The sequence below is a fragment of the Streptomyces sp. NPDC017936 genome, from assembly GCF_044328485.1.
Lineage (GTDB): Bacteria > Actinomycetota > Actinomycetes > Streptomycetales > Streptomycetaceae > Streptomyces.
On the sequence record NZ_JBIRHK010000006.1, the window covers coordinates 1 to 14,459 of the forward strand.

Genomic DNA, 14,459 nt, shown 5'->3' on the forward strand with positions numbered 1-14,459 from the left:
AACGTGCCGTGCGGACGCTCGGGCGTGCCCTCCGACCGCGGGAAGAACTCGTACCACGAACCGAACAGGGCCCGCTCCCGCTCCACCAGCAGGGGGGCGGGGGCGCTCGCGGTGACGAACTCGCGGAACGGATGGCGGGCGAGGACCTCGTCCACCTCCGGCGCCAGCGCGGCCGCGTACCGCTCGGACACCGGCAGCGAGTCGTCGAGCAGCTTCCTGGCCGCCTCCCGCACGAGCACCCGTTCCGGGCCGCGCGGCACACGGGCGGCGGCGCGCTCGTGGAGCCGGGCGCCCTCCTCCAGGACCAGACCCGTGTCGATCCCCGCCGGGATCTTGATCTCCGCGTGCCGGCGCCAGGTGGTGACGGGGTCGCTCCAGGCCTCCACCGCGTACGTCCACAGGCCCGCCTCGTCGAGCGTCACGTCGGCGCCCCAGCGGTCGGTGCCCGGGGCGAGTTCACGCATCGGCGTCCACGGTCCACGGCGGCCGTCCGGGCCCCTGAGGACCACGTTCGCGCCGACGGCGTCATGGCCCTCGCGGAAGACGGTCGCGGCGACCCGGAACGTCTCGCCGACCACCGACTTGGCCGGTCGCCTGCCGCACTCCACCAGCGGCTGGACGTCCCGTACCGGGATACGGCCGATCGCCTTCGTGGACCTCACGCTGCACCTCCGCTGTACCGAAACACGTGAACTGAAAGGGGCCTTCGCCGCCCGTCGCCGGAAGCCGGACCGCGCTCACGCGCGGGCGTGCTCCCTGTCAACGCTCCGCGGCCACCCGTGGTACGGGCCGCGCGCCCCCGACCCGGGAGACGCCGCTCCTCCGCTTGCGCCGGCCTCGTGAAGGCCGGGCGTCCGCGCCTGCGCGCAGATACTGCTCGGCGGCGTCCGCGGCCTCCCGGGCGCAACGCTTGCCCATCAGCACGCAGAGGGTGTAACCGCAGTTCTCGAAGGTGGCGCGCACCGCGCGGTCGCCCGGGCTCGCGAGCATCGCGCGTTCCCAGACGCGGTAACTGCGCAGGCGTCTGGCTACTTCGGTCTTCGCTGGCAGCAGCATGGCGCTGTTCACCTTCCGGGAGTTCGAGAGGTACGTCGCCCCGCGACGAGGCGGGTCGGCCCTGTGAGCAGAGGTGCTGAACCGTCAAACCTCCCGCGGCCTTCACTTATGGTGCACGGCCCACCACCCAACGTCCTGTTGGATCTTGATAGTGGTGTGCTCGTGTTGCACGAATGGCGTAGCGGCCGCACTGTGGTTGTGACTCAGGAGCGATCGTCGCTCACGCTTCGTGCTCGGGGCGCGGTCCGCGGACCGCCAAGGAGCGGGAGCCTCGCCGGTGAGGAGCAACGACGATGAAGACCGCAGTGCCCTGCTATTACCACCTCGACGTGGACGTGAGTCCGGAACGGGTCGGACAGGTCAGGCGCATCCTGGCCGCGCACCTCCGGTACTGGGACCTGGAGGTCCTCGTCGATCCCGTCTGCGGCGGCGCCGAGATGCTGCTGCAGGCCATCGACCAGCACGCCAGGGACAAGCACACGTCGATCGAGATGTGGTGGAACGGCCAGCACCTCATCACCGCCGTCGGGGGCGACGACCGGGACCTGCGCCCGGACCAGGACCTGCGCTCCTGCCTGGAGCACATCGCCGCGACGAGCGACGGCTGGGGCTGCTGTGCCACCGTCACCGGCAGCACGGTCATCTGGTTCTCGCAGCGCGCCCGCGCCGGCGAGCGCGTCCCGCTGGTGCCGACCGCACCGGAGCCGAGCCTGCGCGAGGGCCTCCAGGTGCCGCGCGCGCTGCCGGTGGCGGCCCTGGCCGCCGTCCCGGCCGACGAGCCGGACGGCGCCCTGGAGGGCGCCCGGTGACCTCACGGCGAGACCGGAGCGCAGGGGTGCCCGTGTGGAGCGGGCGCCCCTACCCGTTGGGTGCCGACTTCGACGGCGAAGGCACCAACTTCGCCCTGTTCAGCGAGGTCGCCGAGCGTGTCGACCTCGTCCTCGTCGACGACGACGGCGGCAGCCGCGGGGTGACGCTCAGCGAGGCCGACGGCTTCGTCCGGCACGCCTACCTGCCCGGCGTCGGCCCGGGGCAGCGCTACGGCTACCGGGTGCACGGGCCGTGGGACCCGTCCTCCGGGCACCGCTGCAACCCGGCGAAGCTGCTCCTCGACCCGTACGCGCGGGCCGTGGACGGGCAGATCGACAACCACGCCTCCCTCTTCGAACGCGCGGGCGACCGTCCCGACCCGAAGGACAGCGCCGGGCACACCCTGCTCGGCGTGGTCACCGACCCGGCCTTCGACTGGGGCGACGACCGGTCGCCGAGGCGCCCGTACGCCGACACGGTGATCTACGAGGCCCATGTGCGCGGCCTGACCCGTACCCATCCGGACGTCCCGCCCGAGCTGCGCGGCACCTACGCGGGCCTCGCCCACCCCGCCGTCACCGAGCACCTCACCTCGCTGGGCGTGACCGCGATCGAGCTGATGCCGGTCCACCAGTACGCGCAGGACGGCATCCTGAAGGACCGGGGCCTGTCCAACTACTGGGGCTACAACACCATCGGCTTCTTCGCCCCGCACAACGCCTACGCCGCCGACGGCACCCGGGGGCGGCAGGTCGCCGAGTTCAAGGCGATGGTGAAGGCACTGCACGCGGCCGGGCTCGAAGTGATCCTCGACGTGGTCTACAACCACACCGCCGAGGGGAACGAGAAGGGCCCCACCCTGTCCTTCCGCGGCATCGACAACGCGTCGTACTACCGCCTGGTGGACGGCGACTGGGCGCACTACTACGACACCACCGGCACCGGCAACAGCCTGCTGATGCGGCACCCCTACGTCCTCCAGCTGATCATGGACTCGCTGCGGTACTGGGTGACCGAGATGCACGTCGACGGCTTCCGCTTCGACCTCGCCGCCACCCTGGCCCGGCAGTTCCACGAGGTGTCGCGGCTGTCGGCGTTCTTCGACCTGATCCAGCAGGACCCCGTGATCAGCCGCGTCAAGCTCATCGCCGAGCCGTGGGACGTCGGCGAGGGCGGCTACCACGTGGGCAACTTCCCGCCGCTGTGGTCGGAGTGGAACGGCCGCTACCGCGACGCCGTACGGGACTTCTGGCGGGCCGAACCCGGCTCGCTCGCCGAGTTCGCCTCCCGGCTGACCGGCTCCGCCGACCTGTACGCGCACAACAGGCGCCAGCCGCGCGCCAGCGTCAACTTCGTGACCGCGCACGACGGGTTCACCCTGCGCGACCTCGTCTCGTACAACGACAAGCACAACCAGGCCAACGGCGAGGGCGACCGGGACGGCGAGAGCCACAACCGGTCCTGGAACTGCGGGGTGGAGGGGGAGACCGACGACCCGGACGTCCGCACGCTGCGGGCCCGCCAGCAGCGCAATTTCCTCGCCACGCTGCTGCTGTCGCAGGGCATCCCGATGATCTGCCACGGCGACGAGCTGGGCCGCACCCAGCGCGGCAACAACAACGCCTACTGCCAGGACAACGAGGTCTCCTGGATCGACTGGCGGCTCACCGGGGAGCAGCGCGACCTGATCGACTTCACCCGGCACCTCGTCGCCCTGCGCGCCGCCCATCCGGTCCTGCGCCGGCGCCGCTTCTTCCGGGGCGAGACCGTCACGCACGCCGGTCAGCCGCTGCCCGACCTGGTGTGGCTGCTGCCGGACGCGCGCGAGATGACCGACCGGGACTGGCAGCGCTCCGACGCGCACTGCGTCGGCGTCTTCCTCAACGGCGACGCCATCGCCGAGCCGGACCCCAAGGGCCGGCCCGTCGTCGACGACTCCTTCCTGCTGCTGCTGAACAGCTGCTGGGAGCCCGTCGTCTTCCGGCTGCCCGGCGCCGCGTACGGGGAGCGCTGGACGGTGTGCGTCGACACAGTGGAGGCCGACGGCGGGCCGGACGAGACCGAGTACAAGGCAGGCGCCCGCGTGACGGTCGAGGCCCGCAGCCTGGTCGCGCTGTCCCGCCCTCCGCGACGCACGAAGTAGCGCGGGTCCGCGCGGGGGCTCGGCGTCCCCCGCGCGGCCCGTGCCCGGTGGGCCGGGCACGGGTGCCGACGTGCCCGGGGAGGCGCCGGCGTCGCGACGGGGGAGTCCGGCGTGCCGGCTGAAGGGCCTGGCGCGATGCGGTGGGGAGCGTGGCGGGAACGGCGGACGGGAGGCCGTGCGTCCCGGACAGGGCGTCGACGTCGGCGGCGTGCCGGGCGGGTGACTCGGGGTGGCCGCCGGGGTTTCGGGGCCGCGGGGGAAAAGGGCCCGGTGCCTTGGGCGGGGTGTCGGCGTGTCGCGGCGGGGGGAGAGGTGTGTACCGGCGTAATCCCTGCGTGCCTGCGTGCCTGCGTGCCTGCGTGCCTCGTGGTGGTCGTCGTGCGCTGTGCGGGCGGTGCCGGGTCGCGGGGTCCCGGGCAGGGGGCCCGGAGCCTTCCGGCGAGGGGCTCGGCGCGTCCCGCGCGGGAGCACCGGCGTGCGCGCGGGGATGCCGGCGTCCGTCCCCGTGCGCGGGGTTCGGCGCCCCGCGCGCGGGAGCCGTCAGCGTTCCTGGTAGGAGGTCACCGTGAACTGGGCGCCGTCGGGGTCCCGCAGCACGGCTTCGTCGGCCGCCTTGCCCAGCACGCTGCCGCCGTGCCGCTCCGCGGCGCGCGCGCACGCCGCCACGTCCGCCACGGCGAAGTGGACCTGCCAGTGGGGCCGGATCGTCGGGTCGGGTGCCGCCTCCAGCGCGCCCGACTCGATCCGGGCCACGATGTCGCCCCGGCTGCGCAGCACCACCTCGCCGCCCTCGTAGTCGACCTGGCAGCAGCCGGGCCGGCCCGTGGCCCACTCGAGGATCTCGCCGTAGAAGATCGCGGAGTCGAAGGCGTCCCGGGTGTGCAGCCGGATGAACGTGGGGGCCGCCTGCCGCCAGGCCTCCCAGTTGCTGTTCAGCGGCCCCTCCCAGACGCCGAAGGTCGCGCCGTCCCGGTCGGCCAGCAGGGCCGCCCGGCCGGGCGGCAGGGAGAGCGGTCCCACGGCGACCGTGCCGCCGCGCTCCCGGGCGCGGGACGCGGCCACGTCGGCGCTGGGCACCGCGAAGTAGGGGGTCCAGGCGACCGCCATCTGCCACATCGAGGCGACGGCGGCGACCCCGGCCACGGGAACGTTGTCGACGAGCGCGGTCCGGAAGTGCTCCCCGAGCCTCCCCCTGCGCCACTGCCAGCCCAGGACGGCCGCGTAGAAGTCCTGGGTGGCCTCCAGGTCACGGCTGGTCAGGCTCACCCAGCAGGGTGCGCCGAACACGGAGTGCGTGGAGAGGACCTCCTTCGCACCGCGGGAAGATGTCAGGTGATCGTTCATGGCACTCGCGTTCCTGCTCTGTCGGCGCCGCCGGGGGTCTTCCCCCAGTGTCCGGCCGGAACCGTCCACGGCGCCTGCCGAGGGACCCGGTGGCGCGATGGAGGAGTGCCACGAGTACCGCGCGCGTCCCGCGGCGAAACGAACCGGATCTTCGAGCTCGAGCGAGAGGTCGACCAGCTCAAGGAGGCCGTCGCCTCCCACGCCGTGGTCGACCAGGCGATCGGTGTGATCGTCGCCCTGGGGCGGACGACGCCGGACGAGGGAGGGAGAGTGCTGCGGGAGGTCTCCCAGCACACGGACGTCAAGCTGCGCCACGTCGCGGAGACCATCCTGGTCCGGGGTGCGGCGGGGACGTGCCCGAGGCCGTCCGTGCGGAACTCGAGGACGTCGCCGACCGCCACGGCCCCACACGGATCCCGGACGCGCCTCCGCCGGACCGGTGTGCCGGCCGAGACGCGCCCGGGCCCTCAGTTCGCCTCGGGCGCGACCTCCTCGCGCAACCGGGCGAAGCAGCCGCTCAGCAGTCGTGAGACGTGCATCTGCGAGATGCCCAGCTGCTCGGCGATGCTGCTCTGGGTCATCCCGCCGAAGAAGCGCAGGTAGAGGATGGTCCGCTCGCGTTCCGGCAGGGCCCGCAGGCTGGGCGTGACCGCCACCCGGTCCACCACCGTGTCGTAGGCGGGGTCGGCGTCGCCCAGGGCGTCCTCCAGGGCGTAGCCGTCGGTGCCGGGCATCTCGGCCTCCAGCGACAGCGCGGAGAAGCACTCCAGCGCCTCCATCCCGGTGCGCACCTCGTCCTCGGTCAAGTGCGCCTGCTCCGCGATCTCCGCGACCGTGGGAGGCCGTCCGGGGGTGGTCTGGGACAGCTCCTTGGCGGCGTGCCGTACGCGGTTGCGCAGGTCCTGCACCCGGCGCGGCACGTGCAGCGTCCACATGTGGTCACGGAAGTGCCGCTTGATCTCGCCGGTGATGGTCGGCACCGCGTACGCCTCGAAGGCCCGGCCGCGATCGGTGTCGTAGTGGTCGACGGCCTTGACGAGTCCCAGGGCCGCCACCTGGTAGAGGTCCTCGAGGGCCTCGCCGCGTCCCCGGAAGCGGACGGCGATCCGCTCGGCCATGGGCAGCCAGAGCCGGACCAGCTCGTCCCTGAGCGCCCGGCGCTCGGGGCCGTCCGGCAGCTGGGCGAGCCGGATGAAGGACTCGGCGGTGTCAGGGGCGTCGTCATGGGGGTGCTGCTTGGTTCTGACGGTGGAACGCATCACGCGCGCCTCCCTCAGGAGGGTGCCGGTGGATGGACGGACACCGTGGGACGCGCGCTCGGACCTTGACGGAGAACACCCGGGACCGGCCCGTTCGACGGGATCCCACGGACGTGCCTCCTGTCCGAAGCACATCGGTGCAGATGCCCCTTTGTGGGGCCTTTCAAAACGATAATGTAATTTTCGTCCAGTTTCTCACGGGTTTCCTCGGTGTACCGCGTCGGCCGCCTCCCCTGACGTCCGCCCGGCCGGTTCGCCTCCCGGGGTGGAGGTGGTCCCGCCGCGCGGACGAGGGCGCCGCCGCCTCTCCGTCACTGGGCCGGCTGGCCCGCTGGTCTTCCCCGGAACGGGGTGCCGGGACGTGATGTGCGGCACGCCCGCGGGTCGCTCGTGCGAGGCTGTCGGGCGGATCGTGCCTGCGCACGGCTTGATCAACGATCAAAACGGGTGAATCACCTGGCCACAGCGCATTCCGCTCATTTGACAGTGCGCTGAGCCCACGGATAGGAAGCAGCCCGTAGCAAGTCGAGAGGTGGAGTGTGTACGAGCCGAACGTGGTCGGGGACTGGCAGGAGTACGACGAGCGTGCCGGTCTGAGGGTCCGCGTCCACCGCTTGGAACGGGCCGAGCCGCCCCGCGGGCGTGACGAGGCGGCCGAGGGGCTGACGTACTTCCGCCTGCGGGTGACCGTGGAGAACCGCGGGGAGCGCGGCTTCGGCGTCCATCTGGAGGACGGGCAGATCGACGTGCGGATCGGGCCCGACGGGGAGAGCGCGTTCCTCGACTGGCGCAACTCGCAGTTCATCGAGGGCTTCGACGTCTACCCGCTGCGCCGCGCCACCGCCGTCCTGTACGCCGCCGGGCCGGAGGCCGCGCTCGCCCAGGTGGACGTGCAGGTCCAGTTGCGCGTCGACGACGAGTGGGCGGGGCGCCGGATGTGGGTGGGCGGCGTCCGCCTGCACGAGGGAACGGCCGACGCGCCGGCCGGCCCCGTGCGGGAGAGCCTGGCGCGCCAGGTGAGCAACTTCCTGCGCGACCAGGCCGAGGAAGGCACCGCCTGACGCAGGGCGCCCGGCGGCCTGCGGCCCCGTGTTCCCCGTCCCTCCCGTCCCGGGGGCGGTCTTCCGTCCCGGGGTCGGTCCGTCCCGGTGGCGCCGGTCTCAGTGGGGGATGCCGTCGATGATCTCGCGGGCGCCCTGACGCAGCAGCGCGACCGCCACCGACGTGCCGAGCGTGGCCGGGTCCAGGCGGCCCGCCCACTCGTGGGCGTTGAGCCGGACCTTGCCGTCCGGGGTGAACACGCAGGCCCGCAGGGACAGCTCGCCGCTGCGGTCCACGCGCGCGAAGCCGGCGATCGGGCTGTTGCAGTGTCCCTGGAGCACGTGCAGGAACATGCGCTCCGCCGCCGCCTCCCGGTGCGTGGAGGGGTCGCCGAGCCCGCTGACCGCGTCGATCAGGTCGGCGTCGTCCTCGCGGCACTGCAGGGCGAGGACGCCCGCGCCGATCGGCGGCATCATCGTCTCCGGCGACAGCACCTCGCTGATCACGTCCCGCCGGTCGATGCGCTCCAGACCGGAGACCGCCAGCAGCAGCGCGTCCGCCTCGCCCGCCGCCAGCTTCTCCAGCCGCCGGTTGGCGTTGCCGCGGAACGGCACGCACTCCAGGTGCGGGTGGGTGGCGGCCAGTTGGGCGATCCGGCGCACCGAGGACGTGCCGATGCGCGTCCCCTCCGGGAGTTCGTCGAGGGTGAGCCCGCCGGGGTGCACGAGCGCGTCCCGGATGTCGTCCCGCTTCAGGAACGCGGCGAACACCGTGCCCGCGGGCAGCGGCCGGTCCGCCGGGACGTCCTTCACGCAGTGCACCGCGAGATCCGCCTCGCCGGCCAGCAGCGCGGCGTCCACCTCCTTGGTGAACGCCCCCTTCCCCTCGACCTCGGACAGGTCCCCCATCCACTTGTCGCCGGTCGTCTTCACGGGGACGACCTCGGTGCGCACGCCGGGGTGCAGAAGGGACAACTCCGCGCGGACACGCTCCACCTGGGCCAGGGCCATGGGGGAGTCACGGGAGACGATACGGATCAGTTCCGGAACGGACATGCGGGACACGATAGACCCTCGGGCGGGTCACCGTTCGACGCTCGGGCAGAAGCGCGCTGTCGCCCGGGCACGCGCAGCGGGCCGGTCCGGGCGCCCCCGGCGGGTGTGCCCCCGCCGCCCGCCCGGCGGTCCCACGCGTCCTCAACTGCTGTGCCGGACAATAGCGGTGACTTTCCGTCAGGTGAGCAGGACGCCGGTTCACTCCTCTTCCGGGCCGCCCTGCATGCGCAGCGCCAGCGTTCGCAGAAGATCAACCGTCGAGATGTCGCTGCGGCCGGCGTCGTGGACGTCGGCGAGCTCCGTGAAGATGTAGCCGACGCCTGTGACGAAGCGGGCCATGAAGTCGGCGAGTTCCCGGCTGACGGTCGCACCGATCTCCTCCGGGGGCATGTCCGCCGGGACGGTCACCTTCGGCATGACTTCGTTGAGGAGTACGCCGACCGCTTCCGCCTGGCCGTCGCCGGTGTCCGCGTCCGTGCGGCCCCATTCGACGGCTGCGGTGAGGTAGCCGATGAGCCGGAGGACGATCTCGCGCTGCTGATCTTCAGGGGCCATGGGGCGAGGTTAGGCGTACGGATCCCGGGAGCGGGTGCACGCGCCGCTCCGGGGCGTCGCCGTCCCCGGCGTGCGGCCGGTGCGGGCGCCACGGACGCGCCGTCGGCGCCCCGCGGCGCCGACGGCCACGCCGCCGTTCGTGGCACGGGTGCTCGCGGCCGGCGCGTGATGCAGCGTGCCTGGACGGCGGGACCGCCGCGCCCGGCGACTTCGGCGGTCCGGCCGTCATCGGCGTGGGCCGGCCCTCACGCCAGGGGCCGGCTGAGTTCGACCGCGCGCAGCGCCGCCGCCAGCGCCCGTTCGTCCCCGACGTCCAGGGCCGTGTCGGTCAGCTTGATGACGTGTTCGTCGCCGTGGGCGAGGGCGCGTTCGAGGACCTCCTCGGCGGTCGGGCGGCCGGACGGCGCGCAGTCGACCGGCTGCGCCGGGGCGTACATCGCGGTGACCGCCGCGGACGCCGTCCAGGCCGCGTGCAGGCTCGGGGCCCACAGCGCGCGGGGGAGCGCGTCCAGGGCGCGCAGCACGGCGTTGGGGGCCGTCGCCGCGTGCACCAGCATGGTCTCCTCGCCGTGGCCGTGGGTGGCGTAGCGGTGGGTCGCGGCGCGGACCAGCTCGGTGAGGCGGGCGCGGGCGGTGTCGGGGTCGGTCACGTCCGCGGCCCAGGCGGGCAGGGACCGGACGGCCGCCAGCCGGTCCGGGAACCCCGGGCTCGGCGTGCGCACCACCGGGACGGCGTCCAGGGAGGCGGCCGCCGTGGCCGCGCCGGGCAGCGCGGTGACACCGGAGACGGGGCGGTGCCGGGCGGCCCAGTAGCCGAGGGCGTGGGCGAGTTCGGCGAGCCGGGGCGCGTTCTCCTCGGCCCGCAGGGCGCGCACCGCGTGGCCGACGCGGATCACCGGGTGCGTGGCGGCGCCGTACAGGCCCGGCAGCAGGCGGGGCCACCAAGCGGCGAGGACGTCGCGCCAGGGGCGCTCGGCGAGGGCGCGGGTGAAGAAGGCGACCCAGTCGGCCGCGCGGCGGACGTCGCCCAGCGCTTCCCGCCAGTCGGCGTCCGTGACCGGCGCCACCGGACCGGGGAACTCCTCCAACCGGTCCCGGTAGAGGTCCAGCCAGCGGTGCACGGCGTCGGCCCGGCCGCGCGCGGCCAGGGACTCGACCACCATCGGGGCGTGGTTGGACAGGCGTCCCAGCCGTTCCGGCCCGCACGCGTGGAGCCGTTCGAAGGCCTCGTCGAGCGGTCCGTCGATCTCGTTCGTGGTCATGTACCGGACACTAGGGTCCGGGCGGGGGACCGGGATCGGTCCCGGGGCCGAACCCGCGCACGGCGCGGGTCCTACGCCCCGGGACCGACCCCGGACGCCGGCTCACGCGGTGGGGTCGAAGGTGATCCCGGACGGCTTCGCCGAGGCCAGGTGGTTGGCGAAGCCGGCGTCCTTCAGGCCGAAGTTGGCGCTGCCGAAGTCGTAGGAGCTCAGCTTGTCGCGCAGGCCGGCCGGGTAGCCGTTCCAGCCGACCAGCGGCGGGTACTGCCAGGTGCCCTTGTGGTTCTCCGGGGGTTCGTCGTTGGAGTTGGCGAGCCGGAAGCAGTGGGTGCTGATGCCGTCCTTGTGGTACACGACCTTCGCGTGCGTGCCGTCGAAGCGGACGCCGGACGCCGCGGTGACGGTGAACGAGCCGTGGTTGGACGTCGAGACGTACTTCACCTGGCTGTTCTGCACCCAGACCACGACGTGCTCCCAGTCGTGGCGGTGCCCGCCGATGCTGCTGCCCGACAGGGCCTGGTCCTTCTCGAAGTAGAGGCCGTAGAGGTACGCGCACCAGCCGTTGTTGCACTTGTAGCGCGAGTAGCTGTTGGTGTTGTCCAGGTCCGAGGCGTCGCGGCAGTTGCCGTTGAGGGCGCCCGTCGGGTTCAGACCGCCGTTGACGGCGCCGTCGGGGCCGATGGCGGGGGTGGGGTAGCAGCCGTCCGTGTCGTAGTCGAACGCGGGCTGGAACGTCCTCTCGGCGGCCTCGGCGTTGGCCGGCAGCGCCTGGGGCGGAGCGGCGAAGGCGGCCGTGGGGAAGGCGACGACGAGCGCGGCGGCCCCGGCGAGCCCGGTGAGCCATCTCCGGCGGTGTGCCTGGAACTTCGGTGACGACACTGCGTCCTCCTCTTGGTTGCGGGCGCAGCCCAACGGCTGTGGGGGAAAAGGCGGTTCAGCTTCCCCGGTTTTCGCTTCCGCGCCAAGAGTCCGCAGGCGTATCCGTGGTGAAGTACAAGCCAAAACTTGGGAGGTGACGGTACGTCGGTCGAGATGGTCCGGGATGCCGGACGTCGGCTCCTCGGGCGTGAGGCCGGTGCGCGCCCGCCACCGGGACCGGGCCGAAGGGGCGCGCGCCGGTCGCCGCGACCCGCAGCGGCGCCGCGAGTTCGGCGCGCGTCCCGCGCCGCGGACGGCGGGGTGCCGGAGGCGGCGAGCGCGGGGGAGGTCAGCGGCAGGGCCGCGGGCGGGAGGCCGGCGGAGCCGCGGCGCGCCACGCGCGCCGTCCGGGCGTTCTCCCCGAACGGAGGAGCGCCCGGTCGCCGACGTGGCCGAAGACGCCGAACCGGCGGGGTGCGGCTCCGCCGGAACGGCGGGCGGGCGCGTGTCCGGCTTCCACCGCTTCCGCCCGGCGGCGCCGATCAGGGCGCCGTGGCCGCACGCGGCGCGACGGCCGGCCGGCGGGCGGTGGCGGGATCAGCGGGTGGGCGCCGACGTGAGCCGCGCGCGCAGCGTGGCGGCGAACTCCTGCGCCCGGGCCAGCTGGACACGCAGGTCGTCCACCCGCCGCTGCGCGGCCTGCTCGAACCCGCGCACCCGCTCCACGAGTTCCTCGCGCTCCGCGGGCGGCAGCGGCTCGCCGGAGTCGAGGCGGTCGGTGGCCTCCAGCAGCTCGCGCATCTCTTCGAGGGTGAAGCCGAGCGGCTTCATGCGGCGGATGACCATCAGGCGGGCGACGTCGTCCTCGGTGTAGAGGCGGAAGCCGCCCCGGGAGCGGGCCGAGGGGACGACGAGGCCGGTCTCCTCGTAGTGCCGGATGGTGCGCAGCGACAGCTCGGTGCGCGCCGCGACCTCGCCGATCTGCATGTGCTTGCCGTCCACGTCCCCGATCCGGCCCTTTCCGTGAGCGGCGGACCGCGTGCCTCCCGCCCGCCGATCCCTACTCTAACGTTAGGGTAGGGTTGTCGGTGGTGAGGGTCGGGTCGGTGCGGCCCTTTCCCCGCGTGCGGTGCGGGCCCCGAGGCCCGGCCGCTGCCGTGCCGGAGCCGATGCCGCCCCCGGCGAAGAAGTCCGAGCCCCGCGGGAGAGACGCGTGCGCGAGTTCGTGGCGCCCCGCGCCGCCGCCTGTCCGCCGTGACCCCTCGCCCCGGCCGGAGCCCCGGACGCCGTTCGCGTCCCCCGGCCCGGTCCTGAGACCTCCGGCCCCCGCGCGGGCCGATCGCGGGACGTCGGCCCGGCCTTCCGCGTCTTCTTCCGCACGCCTCCGTCCTGCTCCAGGGGCGTGCCCGAACACGACAGGTGACTGCTCCCTTGTCCTTTTCCGTACGGTCCCCCGCCGCCCGGCTGCGCGGCCCGAAGCCCGACTGGCTGAACGACCCGAAGGTCTGGCGCACCGAGGTGCTGGCCGGCCTGGTGGTCGCGCTCGCCCTGATCCCCGAGGCGATCTCCTTCTCCGTCATCGCCGGGGTCGATCCGGCGATCGGCCTGTTCGCCTCCTTCACGATGGCCGTCACGATCGCCGTCGTCGGCGGCCGCCGGGCGATGATCTCCGCCGCCACCGGCGCCGTCGCCCTCGTGATCGCGCCGCTGAACCGCGAGCACGGCTTCGGCCACCTCGTCGCCGCGGTCATCCTGGCCGGCGTCTTCCAGGTGGTCCTGGGCCTGCTCGGGGTCGCGAAGCTGATGCGGTTCGTCCCGCGCTCGGTGATGGTGGGCTTCGTCAACTCCCTGGCCGTCCTCATCTTCATGGCCCAGGTGCCCGAGATGACCGACGTGCCCTGGCCGGTCTACCCGCTGATCGCCGCCGGTCTGGCGCTGATGGTGCTCTTCCCGAGGGTCACCGCCGTCGTCCCGGCCCCGCTGGTGTCGATCGTGATCCTCACCGTCGTCACGGTGGCGGCCGGCATCGCCGTGCCCACGGTCGGCGACAAGGGCACACTGCCCTCCTCGCTGCCGACGCCGGGCCTGCCGGACGTGCCGTTCACCCTGGACACCCTCACGACGATCGCCCCGTACGCGTTCGCGATGGCGCTGGTCGGCCTGATGGAGTCGCTGATGACCGCGAAGCTGGTCGACGACATCACCGACACCCGCTCCTCCAAGACCCGCGAGTCCGTCGGCCAGGGCATCGCCAACATCGTCACCGGCTTCTTCGGCGGCATGGGCGGCTGCGCCATGATCGGCCAGACGATGATCAACGTGAAGGTGTCCGGGGCCCGCACCCGCCTGTCGACCTTCCTGGCCGGCGCCTTCCTGATGGTGCTGTGCATCGTCTTCGGCCCGGTCGTCTCCGACATCCCCATGGCCGCGCTGGTCGCCGTGATGGTCATGGTGTCGTTCGCGACCTTCGACTGGCACTCCGTCGCCCCGAAGACGCTCCGGCGGATGCCGGCCGGGGAGATCACCGTCATGGTCGTCACCGTCGTGGTCGTGGTCGCGACGCACAACCTCGCCATCGGCGTGGTCGTCGGCTCCGTCACCGCGATGGTCGTCTTCGCCAGGCGGGTCGCCCACCTCGCCGAGGTCACCGCCGTCACCGACCCCGACGGCGACACCGTCGTCTACCGGGTCACCGGCGAGCTGTTCTTCGCCTCCTCCAACGATCTCGTCGGCCGGTTCGACTACGCCGGCGACCCCGAGAGGGTCGTGATCGACCTGTCCGCCGCCCACGTCTGGGACGCCTCCTCGGTCGCGGCCCTGGACGCGATCGGGACGAGGTACGCCCGGCGCGGGAAGACCGTGGAGATCACCGGCCTGAACGAAGCCAGCGCCCACCTGCACGGCAAGCTCAGCGGTGAACTGTCGGCCGGCCACTGACCGAAGGCGCGAGCCGGTCCGCGACGCCGCCGAACGGCGGGTGCGCGGGCTGCTCGCCGAGCGCCTGTCCGCCGCGGCCCGCGCCGGGGCGCGGCGGCGCCCGCCCGTTCCTCGTCGTCCGGGTCCGGCGGCCCGGTGA

General features: G+C 73.3%; 13 protein-coding genes and 1 pseudogene. 5 read left to right on the top strand and 9 right to left on the bottom strand.

Annotated features, from left to right (window positions below):
• On the bottom strand, positions 1 to 662 hold a 662-nt coding region (locus ACH4F6_RS13940; protein ID WP_397960354.1), incomplete at its 3' end, for a maltotransferase domain-containing protein.
• Between the two features lie 97 nt (positions 663 to 759).
• A complete protein-coding gene (locus tag ACH4F6_RS13945) occupies positions 760 to 1,056 on the bottom strand; it encodes a DUF5133 domain-containing protein (RefSeq protein ID WP_397960355.1) in 297 nt (98 codons plus the stop codon).
• 293 nt (positions 1,057 to 1,349) lie between these two features.
• On the opposite strand from ACH4F6_RS13945, the gene ACH4F6_RS13950 reads away from it, so the two are divergent.
• A complete protein-coding gene (locus ACH4F6_RS13950) occupies positions 1,350 to 1,865 on the top strand; it encodes a pep a2 (protein WP_397960356.1) in 516 nt (171 codons plus the stop codon).
• A gap of 32 nt (positions 1,866 to 1,897) precedes the next feature.
• A complete protein-coding gene (gene glgX, locus ACH4F6_RS13955; RefSeq protein ID WP_397960732.1) occupies positions 1,898 to 4,009 on the top strand; it encodes a glycogen debranching protein GlgX in 2,112 nt (703 codons plus the stop codon).
• Between the two features lie 540 nt (positions 4,010 to 4,549).
• On the opposite strand, the gene ACH4F6_RS13960 is transcribed toward glgX, so the two are convergent.
• Complete coding sequence (locus ACH4F6_RS13960) at positions 4,550 to 5,353, bottom strand: VOC family protein (protein ID WP_397960357.1); 804 nt, start codon at positions 5,351 to 5,353, stop codon at positions 4,550 to 4,552.
• A 105-nt stretch (positions 5,354 to 5,458) separates the two neighbouring features.
• Between ACH4F6_RS13960 and ACH4F6_RS13965 the strand changes: the two are divergent.
• A pseudogene (locus ACH4F6_RS13965) lies at positions 5,459 to 5,784 on the top strand (ANTAR domain-containing protein); the annotation flags it as partial.
• A gap of 36 nt (positions 5,785 to 5,820) precedes the next feature.
• Here ACH4F6_RS13965 and ACH4F6_RS13970 read toward each other — a convergent pair.
• Positions 5,821 to 6,612 (bottom strand): SigB/SigF/SigG family RNA polymerase sigma factor, encoded by a 792-nt coding sequence (locus ACH4F6_RS13970; RefSeq protein ID WP_397960358.1) that lies wholly within the window; start codon positions 6,610 to 6,612, stop codon positions 5,821 to 5,823.
• A gap of 539 nt (positions 6,613 to 7,151) precedes the next feature.
• Between ACH4F6_RS13970 and ACH4F6_RS13975 the strand changes: the two genes are divergently transcribed.
• Positions 7,152 to 7,673: a hypothetical protein gene (locus ACH4F6_RS13975; RefSeq protein WP_397960359.1), complete on the top strand. Its 522-nt coding sequence runs from the start codon at positions 7,152 to 7,154 to the stop codon at positions 7,671 to 7,673.
• A gap of 99 nt (positions 7,674 to 7,772) precedes the next feature.
• On the opposite strand, the gene hemC is transcribed toward ACH4F6_RS13975, so the two are convergent.
• The 5 genes from hemC to ACH4F6_RS14000 all read right to left on the bottom strand — a co-directional run bounded on the left by hemC (position 7,773) and on the right by ACH4F6_RS14000 (position 12,385).
• Positions 7,773 to 8,708 carry a hydroxymethylbilane synthase gene (gene hemC, locus ACH4F6_RS13980; RefSeq protein WP_397960360.1) on the bottom strand — a complete coding sequence of 312 codons (936 nt, stop codon included), beginning with the start codon at positions 8,706 to 8,708 and terminating at the stop codon, positions 7,773 to 7,775.
• A gap of 198 nt (positions 8,709 to 8,906) precedes the next feature.
• Positions 8,907 to 9,263 (bottom strand): hypothetical protein, encoded by a 357-nt coding sequence (locus ACH4F6_RS13985; protein WP_397960362.1) that lies wholly within the window; start codon positions 9,261 to 9,263, stop codon positions 8,907 to 8,909.
• Between the two features lie 245 nt (positions 9,264 to 9,508).
• Positions 9,509 to 10,525, bottom strand: coding sequence for a questin oxidase family protein (locus ACH4F6_RS13990; protein WP_397960363.1), 1,017 nt, complete (start codon positions 10,523 to 10,525; stop codon positions 9,509 to 9,511).
• Between the two features lie 102 nt (positions 10,526 to 10,627).
• Positions 10,628 to 11,404, bottom strand: a complete 777-nt coding sequence (locus ACH4F6_RS13995) for an NPP1 family protein (protein ID WP_397960364.1) — start codon at positions 11,402 to 11,404, stop codon at positions 10,628 to 10,630.
• 576 nt (positions 11,405 to 11,980) lie between these two features.
• Positions 11,981 to 12,385, bottom strand: a complete 405-nt coding sequence (locus tag ACH4F6_RS14000) for a MerR family transcriptional regulator (protein ID WP_397960365.1) — start codon at positions 12,383 to 12,385, stop codon at positions 11,981 to 11,983.
• Between the two features lie 429 nt (positions 12,386 to 12,814).
• Between ACH4F6_RS14000 and ACH4F6_RS14005 the strand changes: the two genes are divergently transcribed.
• The gene (locus ACH4F6_RS14005) at positions 12,815 to 14,320 is read left to right on the top strand and encodes a SulP family inorganic anion transporter (RefSeq protein WP_397960366.1); all 1,506 of its coding nucleotides are present in this window, start codon (positions 12,815 to 12,817) and stop codon (positions 14,318 to 14,320) included.
• Positions 14,321 to 14,459 lie beyond the last annotated feature (139 nt).

What these genes read in the sequence shown, in the direction of transcription:
- ACH4F6_RS13945 (WP_397960355.1), bottom strand. Translation starts at nt 1,056, where the DNA reads ATGCTGCTGCCAGCGAAGACCGAAGTAGCCAGACGCCTGCGCAGTTAC.
- ACH4F6_RS13950 (WP_397960356.1), top strand. Translation starts at nt 1,350, where the DNA reads ATGAAGACCGCAGTGCCCTGCTATTACCACCTCGACGTGGACGTGAGT.
- ACH4F6_RS13960 (WP_397960357.1), bottom strand. Translation starts at nt 5,353, where the DNA reads ATGAACGATCACCTGACATCTTCCCGCGGTGCGAAGGAGGTCCTCTCC.
- ACH4F6_RS13970 (WP_397960358.1), bottom strand. Translation starts at nt 6,612, where the DNA reads ATGCGTTCCACCGTCAGAACCAAGCAGCACCCCCATGACGACGCCCCT.
- hemC (WP_397960360.1), bottom strand. Translation starts at nt 8,708, where the DNA reads ATGTCCGTTCCGGAACTGATCCGTATCGTCTCCCGTGACTCCCCCATG.
- ACH4F6_RS13985 (WP_397960362.1), bottom strand. Translation starts at nt 9,263, where the DNA reads ATGGCCCCTGAAGATCAGCAGCGCGAGATCGTCCTCCGGCTCATCGGC.
- ACH4F6_RS13990 (WP_397960363.1), bottom strand. Translation starts at nt 10,525, where the DNA reads ATGACCACGAACGAGATCGACGGACCGCTCGACGAGGCCTTCGAACGG.